General features: G+C 73.6%; 17 protein-coding genes and 1 pseudogene. 8 read left to right on the top strand and 10 right to left on the bottom strand.

What is annotated here, in order from left to right:
- Positions 1-50: 50 nt before the first annotated feature.
- The 5 genes from ACZ4M8_RS12325 to murJ form a co-directional block, all read right to left on the bottom strand.
- Entirely contained in the window at positions 51-410 is a 360-nt protein-coding gene (locus ACZ4M8_RS12325; protein ID WP_467606053.1) for a hypothetical protein, read from the bottom strand.
- A 370-nt stretch (positions 411-780) separates the two neighbouring features.
- A complete protein-coding gene (locus tag ACZ4M8_RS12320; RefSeq protein WP_399095863.1) occupies positions 781-987 on the bottom strand; it encodes a cold-shock protein in 207 nt (68 codons plus the stop codon).
- Positions 988-1,276: 289 nt separating this feature from the next.
- On the bottom strand, positions 1,277-2,533 hold the full coding sequence (locus ACZ4M8_RS12315) for a D-alanyl-D-alanine carboxypeptidase family protein (protein WP_467606050.1): 1,257 nt from the start codon (positions 2,531-2,533) through the stop codon (positions 1,277-1,279).
- A gap of 143 nt (positions 2,534-2,676) precedes the next feature.
- Positions 2,677-3,483, bottom strand: coding sequence for an endonuclease I family protein (locus ACZ4M8_RS12310; protein WP_467606551.1), 807 nt, complete (start codon positions 3,481-3,483; stop codon positions 2,677-2,679).
- Between the two features lie 364 nt (positions 3,484-3,847).
- The gene (gene murJ / locus ACZ4M8_RS12305) at positions 3,848-5,404 is read right to left on the bottom strand and encodes a murein biosynthesis integral membrane protein MurJ (RefSeq protein WP_467606549.1); all 1,557 of its coding nucleotides are present in this window, start codon (positions 5,402-5,404) and stop codon (positions 3,848-3,850) included.
- A gap of 314 nt (positions 5,405-5,718) precedes the next feature.
- Here murJ and ligD (ACZ4M8_RS12300) point away from each other — a divergent pair, with 314 nt between their 5' ends.
- Complete coding sequence (ligD, locus tag ACZ4M8_RS12300; protein ID WP_467606049.1) at positions 5,719-6,696, top strand: non-homologous end-joining DNA ligase; 978 nt, start codon at positions 5,719-5,721, stop codon at positions 6,694-6,696.
- Between the two features lie 40 nt (positions 6,697-6,736).
- On the opposite strand, the gene ligD (ACZ4M8_RS12295) is transcribed toward ligD (ACZ4M8_RS12300), so the two are convergent.
- Entirely contained in the window at positions 6,737-7,630 is an 894-nt protein-coding gene (gene ligD / locus ACZ4M8_RS12295) for a non-homologous end-joining DNA ligase (protein ID WP_467606047.1), read from the bottom strand.
- A gap of 27 nt (positions 7,631-7,657) precedes the next feature.
- Here ligD (ACZ4M8_RS12295) and ku point away from each other — a divergent pair.
- Positions 7,658-8,404 (top strand): annotated as a pseudogene (ku, locus tag ACZ4M8_RS12290) (non-homologous end joining protein Ku); the annotation flags it as partial.
- On the opposite strand, the gene ACZ4M8_RS12285 reads toward ku, so the two are convergent.
- Positions 8,377-8,667 carry a pentapeptide repeat-containing protein gene (locus ACZ4M8_RS12285; RefSeq protein ID WP_467606546.1) on the bottom strand — a complete coding sequence of 97 codons (291 nt, stop codon included), beginning with the start codon at positions 8,665-8,667 and terminating at the stop codon, positions 8,377-8,379. The pseudogene ku and the gene ACZ4M8_RS12285 sit on opposite strands and share 28 nt — an antisense overlap.
- 354 nt (positions 8,668-9,021) lie before the next feature.
- Here ACZ4M8_RS12285 and ACZ4M8_RS12280 point away from each other — a divergent pair, with 354 nt between their 5' ends.
- A complete protein-coding gene (locus ACZ4M8_RS12280) occupies positions 9,022-9,396 on the top strand; it encodes an RNA-binding S4 domain-containing protein (RefSeq protein WP_467606046.1) in 375 nt (124 codons plus the stop codon).
- Between the two features lie 13 nt (positions 9,397-9,409).
- Here ACZ4M8_RS12280 and ACZ4M8_RS12275 read toward each other — a convergent pair whose 3' ends face one another.
- The gene (locus tag ACZ4M8_RS12275; RefSeq protein WP_467606043.1) at positions 9,410-9,868 is read right to left on the bottom strand and encodes a YchJ family protein; all 459 of its coding nucleotides are present in this window, start codon (positions 9,866-9,868) and stop codon (positions 9,410-9,412) included.
- 225 nt (positions 9,869-10,093) lie between these two features.
- On the opposite strand from ACZ4M8_RS12275, the gene ACZ4M8_RS12270 reads away from it, so the two are divergent.
- Positions 10,094-10,288: a hypothetical protein gene (locus ACZ4M8_RS12270; RefSeq protein WP_345081089.1), complete on the top strand. Its 195-nt coding sequence runs from the start codon at positions 10,094-10,096 to the stop codon at positions 10,286-10,288.
- A 222-nt stretch (positions 10,289-10,510) separates the two neighbouring features.
- Positions 10,511-12,196 (top strand): FtsK/SpoIIIE domain-containing protein, encoded by a 1,686-nt coding sequence (locus ACZ4M8_RS12265; protein WP_467606041.1) that lies wholly within the window; start codon positions 10,511-10,513, stop codon positions 12,194-12,196.
- Between the two features lie 163 nt (positions 12,197-12,359).
- On the opposite strand, the gene ACZ4M8_RS12260 is transcribed toward ACZ4M8_RS12265, so the two are convergent.
- Positions 12,360-12,560, bottom strand: a complete 201-nt coding sequence (locus tag ACZ4M8_RS12260) for a hypothetical protein (RefSeq protein ID WP_467606039.1) — start codon at positions 12,558-12,560, stop codon at positions 12,360-12,362.
- A gap of 299 nt (positions 12,561-12,859) precedes the next feature.
- Between ACZ4M8_RS12260 and ACZ4M8_RS12255 the strand changes: the two genes are divergently transcribed.
- The 3 genes from ACZ4M8_RS12255 to ACZ4M8_RS12245 all read left to right on the top strand — a co-directional run bounded on the left by ACZ4M8_RS12255 (position 12,860) and on the right by ACZ4M8_RS12245 (position 16,072).
- Positions 12,860-13,237, top strand: a complete 378-nt coding sequence (locus tag ACZ4M8_RS12255; protein WP_399091591.1) for a nuclear transport factor 2 family protein — start codon at positions 12,860-12,862, stop codon at positions 13,235-13,237.
- A gap of 511 nt (positions 13,238-13,748) precedes the next feature.
- Entirely contained in the window at positions 13,749-13,925 is a 177-nt protein-coding gene (locus ACZ4M8_RS12250) for a hypothetical protein (protein ID WP_467606037.1), read from the top strand.
- 266 nt (positions 13,926-14,191) lie between these two features.
- Positions 14,192-16,072 (top strand): ABC transporter ATP-binding protein, encoded by a 1,881-nt coding sequence (locus tag ACZ4M8_RS12245; RefSeq protein ID WP_467606035.1) that lies wholly within the window; start codon positions 14,192-14,194, stop codon positions 16,070-16,072.
- Between the two features lie 86 nt (positions 16,073-16,158).
- On the opposite strand, the gene ACZ4M8_RS12240 is transcribed toward ACZ4M8_RS12245, so the two are convergent.
- Positions 16,159-17,664, bottom strand: a complete 1,506-nt coding sequence (locus ACZ4M8_RS12240; protein WP_467606032.1) for an SCO1417 family PLP biosynthesis transcription factor — start codon at positions 17,662-17,664, stop codon at positions 16,159-16,161.
- Between the last annotated feature and the right edge of the window lie 88 nt (positions 17,665-17,752).

The following is a 17,752-nucleotide window of genomic DNA, read 5'->3' as shown; positions in this document are numbered from 1 at the left end:
ACGTACGCTCCGAGGGGGCGCGCACACCGGGCACCGGCCCCGCCGGACCTCTACTCCCCCGTGATCTCCAGCCCGCGCAGCGGCCGGGTGTCCAGGACGGCGCCGCCCGCGGCGAGTTCGCGGGGGAGGTCCGCGGCGGTGACCCCGTCGAGGTGGAGACCCGCTTCCTCGCCCTCGGCGGCGTGATCGCGCCGACGGCGGCGGACCTCGATGGACGCGACCGTCACCTCGCGCGGCCCCGTGGGCAGCGGCAGACGCCCGCGCTGCCCGGTCCGTATCGCGCCGGACGTGACCCGCCCGGTGAACACCACACCGCGCACGGGCACGACGAAGACCTCCGCGACGGTGAAGCGGAACGGCCCTGTGACCGGCGGCGGTACGTCATCGCCGCGCCTGCTGAAGATCCCCATACCGTGATCCTCGCACACCCGTCCGACAGTGCCCGCGGTTATCCACAGCGGCGCAGCTCGGTGGCGCGCTCCGGGCCCCGGGCCACCCAGGGCACCGCACGGTCCGGCGGACCGGCCACGCCCGCGCCGCGGTGCCCCGAGCGCTCGGGGCCCTGCCCCGCCCGGCCCCGCCCCGGGTCAGGCGGCCCGGCGTCCGGCACGCGGCGTACGACGACCACCGGGCCCGCCAAGGGGCCGGTGCGGGCAGATGTGCCATTCGGTGAGTACGTCCGGCGGTCTCCCGGGCCCCCGGACCGCTGCACGAACCACGCCCGCGCACACGACGGCGCCCGCCCCGCGTGTGCGGGGCGGGCGCCGTGGTGGGCCGGGCTCAGGCCTCGACGCGGATCTTCTCCGCCTGCGGGCCCTTCTGGCCCTGGGTGACCTCGAACGTCACCTTCTGGCCCTCCTGGAGCTCCCGGAAGCCCTGGGCGTCGATGTTCGAGTAGTGCGCGAAGACGTCGGCGCCACCGCCGTCCTGCGCGATGAAGCCGAAGCCCTTTTCCGAGTTGAACCACTTCACGGTTCCGCTGGCCATATCCGTCTCCTTCGTTCAAGGGGCTCGTATCGGCTCCCGCGGTGCGGGAGCCGGAGGTGATCGCCCTGGTCCGGAGAGGTATCGCACAGAAAGAACGCCCGTGAAGGCGACACGGGCGTCCGGCACTTCGGAACCACGACAGCTGATCGGGACGCTACACCGCGTGGTGCCCGGCAGTCATCACCGTTACGGCAGTCGCGTCACGGCTCGCCTGCCGGAACGCCCCAGCGGTCCACCGAATCCCCGACCGGTCGTACGTCCGTACGGGTGTCCCGGCCGGGGTCGTGGCTCAGCTCCGGCGGCGGCGGTACACAACCACCGTGAAGCCGGTGACCAGCACCGCCCCGACTCCGGTGAGCCACCAGACGCCCGGCCCCGGGCCGTCCGCCGTACCGGAGGCGCGGCCCACGGCGGCGGCGCGCAGCACGGCAGCCCGGTCGGCGGCGCGGCGGTGGGCGGCGCGGTCGGCACGGTCGGCGGCGGGTTCGCGGGGGTCCGGGCCGTCGTCGTGCGGCTTCGGGGAGGCGGTGGGCGGTCCCACGCGGTCCGGCAGCATGGCGACCGGCGCGATGTCGGGCGCGGCGTCGAAGCCCCAGTCCAGGAGCGAGCGGGCCTCCTCGTAGACCGCGTTGTTCTTGCCGGACTGCGGGTTCATGACGGTGACCAGCAGGGTCCGGCCGTCGTGGCGGGCGGCGGCGACGAGGGTGTTACCCGCCTGCGAGGTGTAGCCGTTCTTGACGCCGATCAGACCGGGGTACGGCTCCACCCCGTGCGAGCCGACCAGCAGCCGGTTGGTGTTCTGGATACCGAACGAGTCCGGGCCGCCCGCCTCGGGGAACTGCGCCTCCTTGGTTCGGGCGAAGCGGGCGAAGTCCCGGTTGGTGAGCCCCGCCTTGGCGAAGAGGGTGAGGTCGTAGGCGGAGGAGTGCTGGCCGGGCGTGTCGAAGCCGTCGGCGGACTCGACGTCGGTGTCGCGGGCACCGAGGCGGTCGGCCATCGCACGCATGTCGTCCAAGGTCGCCTCCCAGCCGCCGTTCATCGCGGCGAGGGTGCGGACCGCGTCGCTGCCCGAGTTGAGGAAGACGCCGCGCCACAGGTCGGCGACGGTGTACCGGAGGTCTTCCTTGATGCCGACGAGGGAGCTGCCGGGGATGATGCCCGCCAGGTCGTCCTCGGAGACGGTGTGCACGGTCTCCTGACCGAATTTCGGGAGCACGGCGAGGGCGAAGAGGGTTTTGAGGGTGGAGGCGGGCGGCAGTTCACGGTGGGCGTCCTTGGCGGCGAGCACCCGGCCGTCGTCGGCGTCGGTGACCATCCAGGACAGGGCGGAGACATCGGGAGGTTCGTCGACGTCGGGCGCGGAGCGCACCTGGACGCCGGGGCGGTCGAGGCGGGCGGCGGAGACGGTGGCCGGCGCGTCGCCGGCCGTGTGGGGGCCGTCCCCGGGGGTGTGGGCGGCGGCGGGCAGGGCGGAGACGGCGACGGTCGCGGCGCAAACGGCCGCTGCGGCACCGGCTTTGACGGAGGGCCAATTCGCTGACGACATGACGCCCACGCTAGGAACGGCCCCGGGCGCGTCGCCGTCTGGAGTGCTCCATACGGTTCATCGGCACGAACCGCTCCGGCGTGTCGGGTCGACGCGCGTGGACCGGGCCGGGTCGACGCGCGTCAACCCGGCCCGGAACGGGGTCACCAGATCTCGTTGACCCACTCGGGGTGGTCGATGAACGGGTTCCGGTTGTGCTGGTACTTGTCGAAGATCACCTGATTGCGGTGCTGCTCGAAGGCGTCCGGCGGGTCGGCCTGGCTCCACGCCTTGAGGACGGAGATCTTCCCGATGTTCGGGGCGGAGCCGTTGTCGACCTTGTCGTTGGGCTCCAGGTCCGGGAAGCCGTCGTCGCCGTCGTAGCGGACGGCCATGTAGAGGATCATCCGGGCGACGTCGCCCTTGACCGCGTCGCGCGGCTCGAAGGAGTCGTCGTCGGTGAAGTTGCCGGGCGCCTCGCCGATCTCGGTGCCGCCGTTGTCGAAGTCCTTGTTGCCGCGGTCGCTGTTGACGGAGACATCGGCGGGCCGCAGGTGGTGGATGTCGGTGCCGGGGCCGGTGGCGGTGCCGAAGTCGCCGTGGGACTTGGCCCAGACGTGCTCGCGGTTCCACTGGTCCGGGCTGCCGCCGTTGGAGTCCTTGCTCTGGGAGCGGCCGGTGTAGAGCAGGATGACGTTGGACTTGTTGTCCGGGTCCTCGTCGGTGTCCTTGAGGGCGTCCCAGACCTGGTCGTACGAGAGCTTGCCGGTCTGGGTGGTGCTGATGATCTTGTGCAGGCTCGCCTTCAGCTCCGGCCCGGTCTTGCCGAGGGCGTCCTTGTAGTACGTGTCGTCGTAGGCGGTGTGCGCCGCCCCGGGTATCGCCGCTTGCCCGGATATCCGGGCGGCGGCCGCCGGGTGGGGGGTGGCGGGGGTCGTCGCCGAGGCGGTGGCCGGGATCTGACCGGCCATCGCGGCGGTCGCGGCGACGGCGGCCACGGCGAGCGCGATACGGCGGCGGCCTCTGCGGGTCGCGCGGGTGGTGTCCACGAAAGTGTCCTCTCCCCGAATGGTGGTACCGGACCGCCGGTTGTGGGGGTGCGGCCGGTACCGGCCGTTGCGTGTACGGCCGGTGGGCAGCTTTCCACCGCAACAAATCCCTCAGTGTGAACACCAGGGGGGAGTTATGTGCGCAAGCCGTGATGGCCGGGCATTTCCTGCCCGACGGCCCCGATTGTCGTCCGCCCGCCGGGTGCCCGGAACGGCGGTTGTGCGCCACCGGGCGGCCGTCCTCCGGACCGTGGGACGTCCGGAAGAACGGCCGCCCGACGCACGGTCAGGCGCGCCGCAGCCCCGGCAGGGCACGCAGTTCGCCGATGCGCAGCACCCGGGCCAGGGCCCAGAAGGCCGCCGTCATGGTGAGGCCGCCGGCCAGCAGGGTGACGGCGGGCGCCCGGATACCGGCGAAGGCGGTGACCGCGAGGGCGAGGAGGGCGGCCGTGCCCGCGGCGGCGGCCAGCTTCCCGTAGGTGCGGCACAGGCGCCTGCCGTCGAGCCTGCCGTGCAGCCGGCGGCGCAGCCGGACGGCGGTGAGCAGCAGCCCGGCTCCGTAGGCGACGCCGTACGCGGCGGCCATCCCGGTCACCGCCCAGCTCGGCGGCAGCAGCAGATGACAGGCGAGGGCGAGGGCGATGTTGACGACGGCGATCTGGGCGGCGGTCCAGAAGGGTGTCCGGGTGTCCTCGAACGCGTAGAAGCCGCGGACCAGCAGGTACTGCGCGGAGAACGGGATCAGGCCGAGGCCCAGCGCCTGGAGCATGTGCCCGGCCGGGGCGGCGGAGGCGGCGTCGGCCGCGCCGTGGGCGAAGAGGAGTTGGGCGGTCTGCGGGCCGAAGACGAGGAAGAAGAACCCGGCCGGGACGATGATCACGCCGCTGACCCGCAGGGCGCGGGAGAGGTCGCCGCGCAGATCGTCCAGCCGGCGTTCGGCCACCGCACGGCTCATCCGGGGCAGCAGGGCGGTCACGAGCGAGACGGTGACGAGGGACTGCGGCAGCATCCAGATCGTCTGGGCGTAGGAGTACGCGGTGAACCCGACCCCGGCAGTGGGAAGTTCCCGGTCGGCGGCGCCCGCGAGATGAGTGACGACGGTCATCGCGGTGAGGTTGGCGAGCACCAGGAGGAGGGTCCAGCGGGCGGCGCCGAGGCTCTTGCGGAGTCCGGCGCCGCGCCAGTCGAACCGCGGCCGGAACCGGAAGCCGGACGCCCGCACGAACGGGATGAGCGCCAGGGCCTGCACGACGATGCCCGCGGTGGTGCCGATGCCGAGCAGCCGCACCTGGCCGGAGGTGATGTCGGCGACCTCGTCCGGGCCGGTCAGCAGGGTGAGGTAGAGGCCGAACACCGCGATGAGGACGAGGTTGTTGAGGACCGGCGTCCACATCATCGCGCCGAACTTCTGCCGGGCGTTGAGCAGTTGTCCGAGGATGAAGTACAGACCGTGGAAGAAGATCTGCGGCAGCAGGAAACGCGCGAAGACGACGGTGAGTTCGAAGGCCGCGTGGCTCTCCGCGCCGTCGGACGCGTAGACCGCGACGATCTGGGGTGCCGCCCACACCGCGAGCACCGTGCCGACGGCGAGGACGCTCAGTACGAGGGTGACCAGCCGCTGCTCGTGGGCGTGGCCGCCGTCCGGGTGCTCGGCGCGGGCCCGGACCAGCTGCGGGACGAGGACGGAGTTGAGGGCGCCGCCGATGAGGAGGGTGTAGACGCTCATCGGGACGACGCCCGCGGTGGTGTACGTGGTGGCGAGCAGCCCGGTGCCGAGGGCGGCGGCCTGGAGGGTCTGGCGGATCATGCCGGTGGCCCGGGAGACGGCGGTGCCCGCGGCCATCAGCGCGGAGGAGCGCCGGGCGCCGCCGGGTTGCGCGGCGGCGTGGCGGGCGCGCGCCGCGGACCGCTCGGCGCCCGGTTCCGGGGCCGCGGACCGCCCGGCGCCCGCGGACCGCGCCCCGCTCGGCGGGTCGGCCGGGGCCGGGGCTCCGTCGGGGGCCGGCGGTATCCGCAGCGGCAGGGTGTCCTCAGGTCGCTCCTGGTTCATGGACGTCAACCTATGCCCGGCCGGGGCCGCGGCCGGGCGGATCGGGCCGCGCGGGCGCGACTCCGCTCCGCCCTGCGGGCCGGGGCCGGGCGCCGGACCATCGGGGTATGGCAGCTTCCACGGGTTCCGGCCGCTCCATCGACGGTGCGCCGCCGGTGATCGCGCCGATGCTGGCGACGGCGGGACCGCTGCCGGTACCGGACGACGGCTGGGCCTTCGAGGCCAAGTGGGACGGGGTGCGGTGCACGCTGACGGTGGCGGACGACGGGACCGTACGGCCGGTGTCGCGGGCCGGGAACGAGCTGACGGCGACCTATCCGGAGCTGCTGGTCCCGGCGGACGGCGCGCGGGAGCACAGTCTCGTCCTCGACGGTGAGGTGGTGGCCCCGGACGCGGCGGGGCGGCCGGACTTCGGGCTGCTGCAACGCCGGATGGGGGTGACCGACGCGCGGCGGGCGGCCCGGCTGGCGCGGGAGACACCGGTGCGGCTGGTCCTCTTCGACGTGCTGCACCTGGACGGCCAGCCGCTGCTGGCCGAGCCGTACCGGGAGCGGCGCCGGGTGCTGCACGCCCTGGAGCTGTCCGGACGGGCCTGGTCGGTTCCGGCGGCGCTGCCGGGACACTCCGCCGAGGCGTGGGACGCGGTGGTGCGGGCGGGGCTTGAGGGGGTGGTGGCCAAGCGGCTGGATTCCATCTACACGCCCGGTGTCCGATCGGCGGACTGGCGGAAGACGAAGCGGGTGGAGACGCTGGACGTGGTGATCGGCGGCTGGACGCCGGGGCACGGCGGGCTGCGGGGGCTGCCGGGCGCGGTGCTGGTGGGCACGGACGCGCCCGAAGGGCTGCGGTTCGCCGGTGCGGTCGGTTCGGGACTGTCGCTGCGGGAGCGGCGGGAGCTGGCCGGATATCTGGAGGTGCTGGCGCGTACGGATCCGCCGTTCGCGGGCCCGGTGGCGGTGGCGGGCGCCCGCTGGGTCGAGCCGCGGCTGGTCGCCGAGGTCACGGCGGCGTCGTGGACGGGCGCCGGGCGGTTGCGGCACCCGGTGTGGCGGCGGCTGCGGCCGGACCTGACCCGGCTGGGCTGAGGCCGGGCGCGGTCCTGCCGTCGCCATCACGCCCTGACGGTCATCCGGTGCGGGGCAGCGGACGTGCGCGGTGCGGGTTGAGCAGCGGGGCGAAGAGGTCGCCGTGGCGGGCCCGGCGGCCGGCGATCTCGTCGAAGAGGAAGGTGAGTTGGGCCGGTTCGGTGCAGGCGGCGACCTCGTCCCAGGTGACGGGGGTGGAGACGGTGGGCGTGGCGCGGGCCCGGAGGGTGTAGGCGCAGGCGGTGGTCTTGGCGGCGGCGTTCTGCGAGTAGTCGAGGAAGACCTTGCCGGGGCGCAGGTCCTTGCGCATCCGCGCGGTGACCAGGTCCGGGAGGGCGGCGGCGGCTTCGGTGGCGAGGGCGCGGGCGTAGGCGGTGGCGTCCTCGGACGGGGTGGGTTCGATGGGGGTCAGCAGGTGCAGCCCCTTGGAGCCGCTGGTCTTGGCGCAGCAGAGGAGCCCGTCGGCGGCGAGCCGGTCACGCAGCCACAGGGCCACGGCGCAGCAGTCGACGAGGGTGGCGGGGGCGCCCGGGTCGAGGTCCAGGACGAGGCGGTCGGCGGTACCCGGTGCGTCGCGGGTCCACTGCGGGGCGTGCAGTTCGACGACGAGGTTGGCGGCCCACACCAGGGAGGCGAGGTCCTGGAGCAGCACCTGGCGGCCGGATTTCGCGGCGCGGGAGGGCACCTCGCAGGTCTTCACCCATGCGGGGGTACCGGGTGGCACGTTCTTGGTGAAGAAGCGCTGACCGCCGGGCCCGTCGGGGTAGCGCAGGAAGGAGACGGGCCGGTCGTGGAGGTGGGCGAGGAGGGCGCCCGCCGTGGTGGTGACGTAGTGCAGCACCTCGCCCTTGGTGGTGCCGGTCTCCGGATAGAGCACCTTGTCGAGACGGGTGAGCGGAAGACGCCGCCCCTCCACGACCGTTATCGGCGACATACGATGAGAATCCCACACAAGGGATGAATGATGCGATCTGTATGGAATGGCGCCATTTCGTTCGGCCTGGTCAGCATCCCCGTGAAGACCTACAGCGCGACCGACCGCAGCACCTCGGTCTCCTTCGTCCGGATCCACGAGAAGGACGGCGGTCGCATCCAGTACCGCAAGGTCTGCGAACTGGACGGCGAGGAGGTCCCCAACGAGGAGATCGGCCGGGGCTACCGGGCCACCGACGACACGATCGTGCAGGTCACCGACGAGGACCTGTCCCATCTGCCGCTGCCCACCACGAAGACGCTGACCATCCTGGCGTTCCTGGACGCCGGTGAGATCGATCCGCTCCAGATGGACCGGGCGTACTACCTGGGCCCCAACGGCCCCACCGCCGCCAAGCCGTACACGCTGCTGCGGGAGGCGCTGGAGCACCACGGCAAGGTCGCCGTCGGGAAGGTGGCGATGCACGGGCGGGAGACCCTCGCGATGCTGCGGGCGCACGACGGGGCGATCGTGATGCACGCCCTGCTGTGGCCGGACCAGATCCGTTCGACGGCCGGGGTGGCGCCGGACGACGTGGAGATCCGCGACAGTGAACTGACGCTGGCCGAAACGCTGATGGACTCCCTCGGGGACCTCGACCCGAAGGAACTGCACGACGACTACCGCGAGGCGGTCGAGAACCTCGTCGCCGCGAAACTGGAGGGCGGCGAACCGGCCGCCCCCGAGTCCACGGGCACCTCCGGCGGTCAGGTGATCGACCTGATGGCCGCGTTGGAGAGCAGCGTACGGGCGGCCCGCGAGGGACGCGGCGAGGAGCCGGAGGGGGCCGGGGAATCCGGGGACGAGGAGGCCACCGTCACACCGATCCGGGGCCGCAAGAGCGCGAAGAGCGGCGCGGAGGGGACGAAGAAATCCGCGTCCTCGAAGTCCGCCCCGTCGAAGTCCGCCCCGTCGAAGTCCGCCCCGTCGAAGTCCGCCCCGTCGAAGTCCGCGTCGTCGAAGTCCGCGTCGTCGAAGTCCGGGTCCTCGGGCGGCACCTCCGGCCGGAAAACGGCCGCGGCCCCCTCCGATTCCTCCGGCCGGAAGCGGACGGCGGCGAAGACGTCGAGCGGCCGGACGAAACAGGCCGACGGGTCGGGCGGCCCGGACGCGGGGACGAAGAAGAGCACCGCGAAGAAGACCGCCGCGAAGAAGACCTCGGCACGGAAGAGCACCGGGACCGCTTCCGCCGGCGGCTCGAAGAGCACGGCCGGGAAGACATCGAAGCGCACCTCGGCGTGAGCGGCGGTGGCCCCGGCCGCACGGCGCCCGGGACCCCGCGGAGCCCCGCCCACCCCGGGTCGCGCGTACCACGGCGGCCCGCTGTCACCGCGGCGTTCTAGAGTCGGACCATGGCTTCAGACGAGGGGACCACCCGCATCGACAGCTGGATCTGGTCGGTCCGGCTCACCAAGACCCGGTCGCTGGCGGCGGCCGCCTGCCGGGCGGGCCACGTCCGGGTCAACGGCGAGCGGGTGAAGCCCGCCCACGCCGTGCGCGCCGGCGACGAGGTGCGGCTGCGGTACGCCGGGCGGGAGCGGATCGTGGTGGTCTCGCGGCTGGTGCGCAAGCGCGTGGGCGCGCCCGTCGCCGTGGAGTGCTACGTCGACAACACCCCGCCGGAGCCGCCGCGCGCCCAGGCGCCGGTCGTCGCGGTCCGCGACCGGGGCACGGGCCGCCCGACCAAGCGGGACCGCCGCGAGATCGAGCAGTTGCGCGGCCGCTGAGCGGGGCCCGGCGTCACGGGCCGTCGAGCGCGTCCACGTACACCCAGGCGCCGTCCTCGCGGACGAAGCGGCTGTTCTCGTGCTGGCTGTCGGCCCGGCCGCGCCAGGTGGAGCGGGCGCGGAACTCCACCGTGCCCTCGGTGTGGAAGGCGCTGCCACCGGTGGTGGCGAGGATGTCCAGACCGGTCCACCGCCGCCCGGCGTCGAGGTCGAGCGCGGCGGGGCGGGTCGAGGAGTGCCAGGTGCGCAGCAGGTAGGCGGTGTCCCCGGTGGCGAAGGCGGCGTAGCGCGAGCGCATCAGCCGCTCGGCGGTCGGGGCGGCGGCGTCCCCCCGGTGGAACGGCGCACAGCAGTCGCCGTAGGTGGCGTCCCGGCCGCAGGGGCACGGGTCGGCGGGGCCGAGGACGGGGCGGGCGGGGCGGACGGCGGCGCGGCGGGGCGCGCTCCTCGGCTTCCTGGACTTCTTCGACACGCTTCGATTGTGCAGGTCCCGCGTCCGGCGCCGTCCCCCGGGGGCATCGGTCCGGGGCGGATCTGGATACGCGGACCGGACCCGGTCACCAGGCCGATTTTCAGTGCGGCCATATGGACGGATTCAACGACAAATCACTCCTTTGCGGCTTTTCCTGGCTTGAGCCGTCCTGTGAGGTTGGAAGAACTCATGGTGACCGTCCCCACCCCCCAGGAGAGAACCCTCATGATTCTGTCCATTTCCGGCGTGATCCTGCTCGGTGTCATCGTCTTCCTCTTCTTCCGCAAGGACGGCCTCAAGGCGTCGCACGCCCTGGTGTGCGCGCTCTTCGGCTTCTACCTCGCGGGCTCCGCCATCGCCCCGAGCATCAAGGCTGGCGGCGCGAGCCTCGCCAGCCTCCTGGGAGGTCTGCGGATCTAGCTCCGGCACCGGCGGGCGGACCTCCATGGCGTGTCCGCCCGCCGGGCCCGGCCGGTGTCCGTAAGGTCACGACCGGCCGCCGGGTACGGCCGCAGGCACCCGCCCGGCACCACACTCCCCCGGCACCGCTCCCCCGCCACGGCGGGCGCCCCGCCCCGCCGTTCCCCGGCCCCGCTCCCCCGCCGGGCCGCCCCCGCCACGTACGACACCCAGGAGACCGATGTGGCCCGGCGTCCTCTGCCCCGCATCCTGACCGACCGCGCGCCGCTCCTTCGCGGCCGTGAGCTGGCGCGCACCGCTGCCGACGGCGCCGGCGACATCTTCCATCCGCTGCTGATCCTCGGCCGCGGGCTGCGCCGCCTCGCCGTCTCCGCCGGGCAGCGCTGGCGCGCCACGCCCCAGGAGCGGCGGGCCCCGATGTGCTTTTTGACCGGCGCCTGCGTCCTGGTCGTGGCGCTGGCGCCGTACGGCCCGCTGATCGGACTGCTCGCCCTGATGGGCGCGGCCGCCTGGACCGGGCGGGACCGCACGCCCGCGCCCACTGGCCCCGGCGAGGCGGAGTCGGCCCGGCTCCGCGCGCTGTACGAGGCGCTCGTCCCGTACTTCGGCGGGGACGGCGACCCGGATCCGCTCTACACGTACGGCGGTGACTGGGAGGCGGCGTTCGACGCGTACGCCTTCGACGACAGCAGCCGGATCGTGCGGCTGCGGCTGCGCTACCCGGCGTACTTCACCGACGGGGAGGCCGCGGCCCGCGCCCGGATCGAGCAGGTGCTCCACGCGAAGTCGGGGCGCGGCCGGGAGTACCGCTTCGGCTGGGACGAGGAGGCGAACACGCTGACGCTGACCGTGCTGGACGCGCTGCCCACCGACATCGCCGCGCAGCGGTTCGTGACCGCGCCCGGCGAGACGGTGCTCGGCTTCACCGACGCGGATTCGGTGCAGCGCACCCTGCCGGTGACCGTCGGCGAGACGGTACGGGACGAGCCGCCGGTCATCTGGCGCACCGGCCCGCGCTCCACCGAACCGCACCTGCTGGTCCTCGGGCAGCCCGGCTCCGGCACCACCACCCTGCTGCGGTCGCTGGCGCTCCAGGCGCTGGCCCACGGCGATGTGCTGATCATCGACGGCGGCGGCACCGGCGAGTTCGGCGCGCTGGCCGGGCGCAGCGGGGTGCTCGGGGTGGAGAACGGTCCGGCGGGCGCGCTGGCGACGCTGGCGTGGGCGGCGCAGGAGACCGAGCGGCGCCTCCTCGCCACGAGCCGGGCCCGGCAGGCGGGCGAACCGGCCCCCGACGACGCCCGCCGCCCGCTGTGGATCCTCGCCGACCGGCCCACCGCACTGTCCCATCTGGCCACCGCCGAGGGGTACGACGATCCGCAGCGGCTGCTCCAGGTGCCGCTGCGGCACGGCCGCGCGGCGCAGGTCACGGTGGTGGTGGCCGAGCAGTTCGACAACGCCGGTCTGCTGAGCGATCCGGTCCGGGTGCACACCACCCGCGCCCGGGTCGTCCTGGGCCCGGCGACGCCGGACGAGGTCCGAGCCGTGCTGGGCGCCGAGCCGCACACCACTCCGACCCCGGTGGTGCCGCCCGGCCGCGGCTACGCGCTGCTGGGCGCGGGCCCGGTCCTGCGCCTCCAGGTCCCGGCGACGCCGGATCCGCACGACGAGTCGATGGGCGCGGACGAGCGGCGGGCGGTGCTGGCGCTGCTGCCGGAGCGCACCGTCCCCGCCGGGGAGCGGTCGGCCGGCCGGCCGGTCCGGGTGACGAAGGGCTTCGCCGAGCCCGCGACCGGCGAGCAGCTCCCCGGGCGCACCGCCGTCGCCGACCCGGCGCAAGGAGCCGGCCCCGGGGGCGGCGCGATCACGGTGCACGGCACGGTGCGGGCAGCGGGCGCGGAGAGCTGACCGGCGCACCGGCACCCGCCGTCCGAGGGGAGCCCGTGGCGACGGGACCGGTGCGGACCGGGAACCCCGGCGCGGCCGGACCGGCGCGGACCGGCGGCGGCCCCGCGCGCCCGGGGAGGCGGCCTCCGGGACGAGGCCCGTCACCTCACCCGGTGCGGACCGTTCAGCAGCCGCCCGCTCCGGCGCCGGACGCGGCCGACGCCGCTATGGCGACATCGGTGCCGCGCCTCGCCGCCCGGTCCCCGGCGCGCTTGGCCTCCTCCGGACCGGCACCCCGCGCGCCCGCCGCCATCGCGGCCTCCATACGGCGCTGCTCCAGCAACTCCGCGCGCTGCTGCTTCAGTTTGCTCAGGAACGACAACATGACCCTCGCGTTTCCTGTGTGGTGACACTCAAACATGCTGGCGAATCCACTGTACGACGGAGGTACGACAAGCCCCCGCGCCACGGCGGCGTTCCGCTCCAACTCTCCTTCTGGCAACGGGTTCCCGCCCCACCGGCCCGTACCGCCCGTACGCGTCAAGGGTGACCACCGGCTCCGCGCCCTTGACCGCCCCGCCACCGCGGACCAGGGCACCGCCTGGTGCTGTGACCGGGAAGGCCCACCGAGATCGGGCCGGTGCGCGGGACGAACGCACGCGCAACGGCTGGTATTACTGAGGCATGCAGGAAGAGACGGCACGTTCCGCGATCGACACGTTCATCTCCGCGTTCAACGCCTCGGACGACAGCTATGTGACTGCCCTGCTCTCCCAGGCCCTGACCTCGGACGTGGTCTTCTGGGGGCCGTTGGGCCGCAGCGAAGGAATCGCGGCGGTCGAGCGGTTCGTGCTGGACATCCGGCACCACCCGGCGGGGACCGGCACGATGGTGCGCTGCTCATCGGTGGACATGCCTGGCGAGTGGGCCCGCTACCAGTGGGTCTTCACCACACCGGACGGAGGCCCCCGCCTGGCGGGAACGGACGTCGTCCATCTGCGGCGGAGCCTCATCGACCAAATCATCGTCTTCGCGGGGGAGATCGAGTCGTCCGCCTCCTGAGCCGTCCTCCTGCCACTGTCCTTCTGCCTCTGCCCTTCCCGCGGACTTGTCCGTTTCGGCCGCTCCGGGGCCGCGGTTCACGGTCGGTCACCCCGTCCGTGTCGGTCAATTCGCGTACCGGGACAGGCTCGACCCACCGCGCTCCAGCGGTCGGACGGACGTCACCACGCGTCCGTCCGTCACCGCCGCCACCCCGGCGAACCAGCGCGGTCACGGCACCGGACGCGGCCGGAACGGGCCGCGGGGGCCACGGGCGCGGCGCAGGCGCGGGCAAACCGCCCCCTCGCCCCCCCTGGGCAACCACCCGCACACCCACAGCAACATGCGCGGTTTATCCAATTTTCACGCAATGCACTTGTTGGTGCCGGATGTCCGTCGTACTGTCGGAAGTGTCGCGGTGGAAACGTTCCGTCGGGACGAACCGCAGAGAAACGTCCTGACGGACGCGCCGAATCGCCACCAGAGCACGGTCCGGGAAAGCCGCGACGGCATCCGATCACTGGAGGCGGAGATGACCTTCAAGGTGTTCTTCCCCCGCATCCGCAACGACCGTGGTGGCCACGGTCGCGGTGACGACGACTACGGACACGGCGGTCGCGACGACGACTACGGCGGACGCGACGGACGTTACGGACGCGACCACGACGGCCACGGCGGATGGGGAGGCCACGGCGGCTTCCGCAGGTGACCATCCGATCCGTCGTCGCGGATTTCCCGATATCCGTTGACGACCATGTGACAGGTGCTTCGGGCCCACGGGCCTGAGGCACGGGCCGAGGCGGGCCCGCGCGCACCGCGCGGGCCGGCCTCGTGAACTGCCGTCACCCGTTCCCGGTGCTGCACGCGGCCACCATGCGTCCCCGCGACGACCGCCGTGGCCGGAGGAGAGCCGGTCATCGCGCGGCGAAGACCCCCGACGGCCGGAAGAACACCGTCAACGGCCAGGAGCGCCGAATGGCCCATGACCGCCTGCCCGAAGCGGACCCGCTCACCTCCCCCGCCCCGCCCCTCACCCCGCCCCCGGAGGCACCTCCCCCGTCCTCGCCGCGCACCCAACTCCCGGTCAACGCGCCCATCCTGACGCGCCACGTCGGCGCCGCGGAGGCGTTCCACCGCTTCTGGCCGCTGACCCGGGGCGACCGCCGCTGGCTGCTGACGGTGATCGCATGCGCCATCATCGCCGCCCTCGCCGAGACCGCCGCGATCCTCCTCTTCGCCCAACTCACCGATCAGGCCCTCGCGAAGGGCTCGGTCAGCGCCTTCTGGAGCCCCGCCGCCACCTGGCTCGCGGTCGCCGTGATCGGCGCCGCCGTCGGCTACCTCGGCAACTCCCTCGCCGCGTGGACCGCGGAACGCTTCCTGCTGCGCCTGCGGGCCCGGGTGTTCTCCCATCTCCAGAAGCTGCCGCCGCACTTCTTCCAACGCAACCGCCGTGGCGACCTGGTGGAGCGGCTGACCGGCGACATCGACGCCATCGAACGGCTCGTCGTCAGCGGCGTGGTGGGCGCCTCCACGGCCCTCTTCTCCACCCTCTTCTACGGGGCGGCCGCCCTCTGGCTGCGCTGGGAGCTGGCCCTCGCCACCTTCATCGCCGCCCCGCTCTTCTACTTCGCCACCCGCCGCTTCACCGGACGCATCCGCCAGGTCACCCGGCGCCAGCGGGCGGCCGACGGCGCCCTCACCTCCGTCGTCGAGGAGACGCTGGTCAACGTCGTCCTCACGCAGGCGTACAACCGCCAGCGCGACGAGGAGGAACGCCTGGTCAGAGAAGCTCAGCGATGGCTGCGCGCCTCCGTCGCCAGCGCCCGCCTCGGCGCGCTCTACGACCAGTTCATCGAGATCCTGGAAACCCTCTGTGTGCTGTCCATCATCGGCCTGGGTGCCTGGGAGATCTCGGCGGGCCGGCTGACCCTCGGACAGCTCCTCGCCTTCGCCGCCTTCATCGGCTACCTCTATCCGCCGATCCGCTCCCTGGGCCGCCTCGGTCTCACCGCCACCGCCGCCACCGCCGCCGCCGACCGGCTGCTGGAGATCCTCGACGCCCACCCGGCAGTCGCCGATCCGCCCCCGGCCCGGATCATCCCCCTCCCGCACCGCGCACACGGCGAACTCCGCGTCGACGACGTCACGTTCCGCTACCCGCATTCCTCCCACCACAACGCCCTCGACTCGCTCACGTTCACCGCACACCCCGGCGAGTTCGTGGTCGTCACCGGCCCCAGCGGCGCCGGCAAGTCCACCCTCGCCGCCCTCCTCCTGCGCTTCTACGACCCGGACGCCGGCGCCCTCTTCCTCGACGGCATCCCCATCGACCGGCTCTCCCTCGCCGACCTGCGCCGCAACATCACCCTGCTCCCACAGGAGACCCTCGTCCTCCACGACACCATCGAGCGCAACATCGCCTGTGGCCGCGAGGTTCCCGTCCCCACCCGCGACGAGGTCGTCCGGGCCGCCCGCGCCGCCGACGCGCACGGCTTCGTCACCGCCCTCCCGGACGGTTACGACACGGTCATCGCCCCGTCCACCGCGGCCCTCTCCGGCGGCCAGCTCCAGCGCATCGCCATCGCCCGCGCCATGCTCCGCGACGCCCCGGTCCTCATCCTCGACGAGCCCACCACCGGTCTCGACACCCTCGCCGCCCAGCGCATCCTGGCCCCGTTGCACCATCTCGCCGCCGGCCGCACCACCCTCGTCATCACCCACGACCTGGACCTGGCCACCACCGCCGACCACATCCTCGTCCTCGACGACGGCCACCTCACCGAATCCGGCACCCACCCCCAGCTCCTCGCCCGCGGCGGGCTCTACACGGAGCTGTTCGAAGGGCGGACGTGAGCGGGTGACGGCGGTGACCAGCCGGGCCCCGGCCTTCGTGGACGGCCTCCGCGGAGGCCGGGAAACCGGCCCGGCCCGCACCGGGCTCAGGCGACCAGCGTCCGTACCGCCTCCACGCCGGCGGTGCGGCCGCCGGCCACCAGGCGTGCCGCGTGGGCCAACCGGTCGGCGGCCTCCTCGGCGACGGCGCCGCCGACCGTGAACGGCACCCGTACGTACCCCTCGAAGGCACCGTCGACCCCGAAGCGCGGCCCGGACGGCACCCGGACGCCCAGCCGCTCGCCCGTCTCGGCGATCCGGGAGCCGGACAGGCCGCCGGTGCGGACCCAGAGGGTGAGACCGCCGTGCGGGACGGTGAACTCCCAGTCGGGCAGCGTGCGGCGGAGCGCCCCGACGATCGCGTCGCGGTTGCGCCGGGCCTCCTCGCGGCGGAGGGCGACCGCCTCCTCCCAGCCGCCGGTCTCCAGCAACGAGGCGATGGCGAGCTGTTCGAGGACGGGTGAGCCCAGGTCGGAGTAGGCGCGGGCGGCGACCAGACTGCGGATCAGCTCGGGCGCGGCGCGCACCCAGCCGATCCGCATCCCGGCCCAGAACGCCTTGCTGGCCGAGCCGATGGTGATGACGGAGCTGCCCGCCGGGTCGAACGCGCAGACCGGTCGCGGCGGCTCCGGATCGTCGTCCAGCCGCAGCTCCGTCATGGTCTCGTCGACGACGAGGAGCGTGCCGGCCGCGCGCGCCACGTCCACCATGCGGCGGCGCTGGTCCTCGGTGGCGAGGGTGCCGGTGGGGTTGTGGAAGTCGGCGACGACGTACGCCATGCGCGGCGCCGCGTCCCGCATCACCTGGCGCCAGGCGGGGATGTCCCATCCGCCCAGCCGCTCGGCGAGCGCCACCGGCACCAGCCGGGCGCCCGCGTCCCGCATCAGCTGGAGGATGTTGGCGTACGACGGGGAGTCGACGGCGACGCGTTCGCCGGGGCTCGTACAGAGCTTGCAGATGGCGGCGACGGCGCCCATCGCGCCGGTGGTGACCATGATCTGCTCGGGCATGGTGGGGATGCCGCGGGCGGTGTAACGGTCGGCGAGTGCCTGGCGCAGCACCGGCAGGCCCGCGGGGTAGTCACCGTGGGTGTGGGCGTAGAGCGGCAGGTCGGCCATGGCGCCCTGGACGCCGCGGGTCAGCCACGGCTCCGGGGCCGGCAGCGACGCACAGCCCAGATCGATCATGGAGCCGCCGGCCTCCGGCGGCAGCGGCTCCAGCCCGCGGGTGGGCAGCGGGCTCCCGGCCGGTACGACGGTCCAGCTGCCGGAGCCGCGGCGGGACTCCAGGAAGCCTTCGGCGCGCAGCGCCTCGTAGGCGGCGGCGACGGTGGTACGGCTGACGCCGAGCGCACCGGCCAGTTCGCGCTCGGCGGGCAGCCGGGCGGCGACCGGGACGCGCCCTTCGAGGACGAGGAGACGGATGCCGTCGGCGAGGGTGCGGTAGGCGGGCAACCGGCGCCCGGCCGCCGCCGGTTCGGCCCCTCCGGAGTCCTGCGAGCGGAGGAGCCGGGCGAGTTGCTGAGCACCCACCGCCGAAGTCCACTGCGCCATGACGGCAGTCCACCTTTCCCGGATTGGCTCTCGATCATGGATACCGACCTGCCACATGGTGACAGGCATCGGTCCAATCCTGCCAGGA

It is taken from the genome of Streptomyces sp. NPDC027185, assembly GCF_055567035.1.
This window is presented reverse-complemented; position numbering and strand designations above follow the sequence as displayed.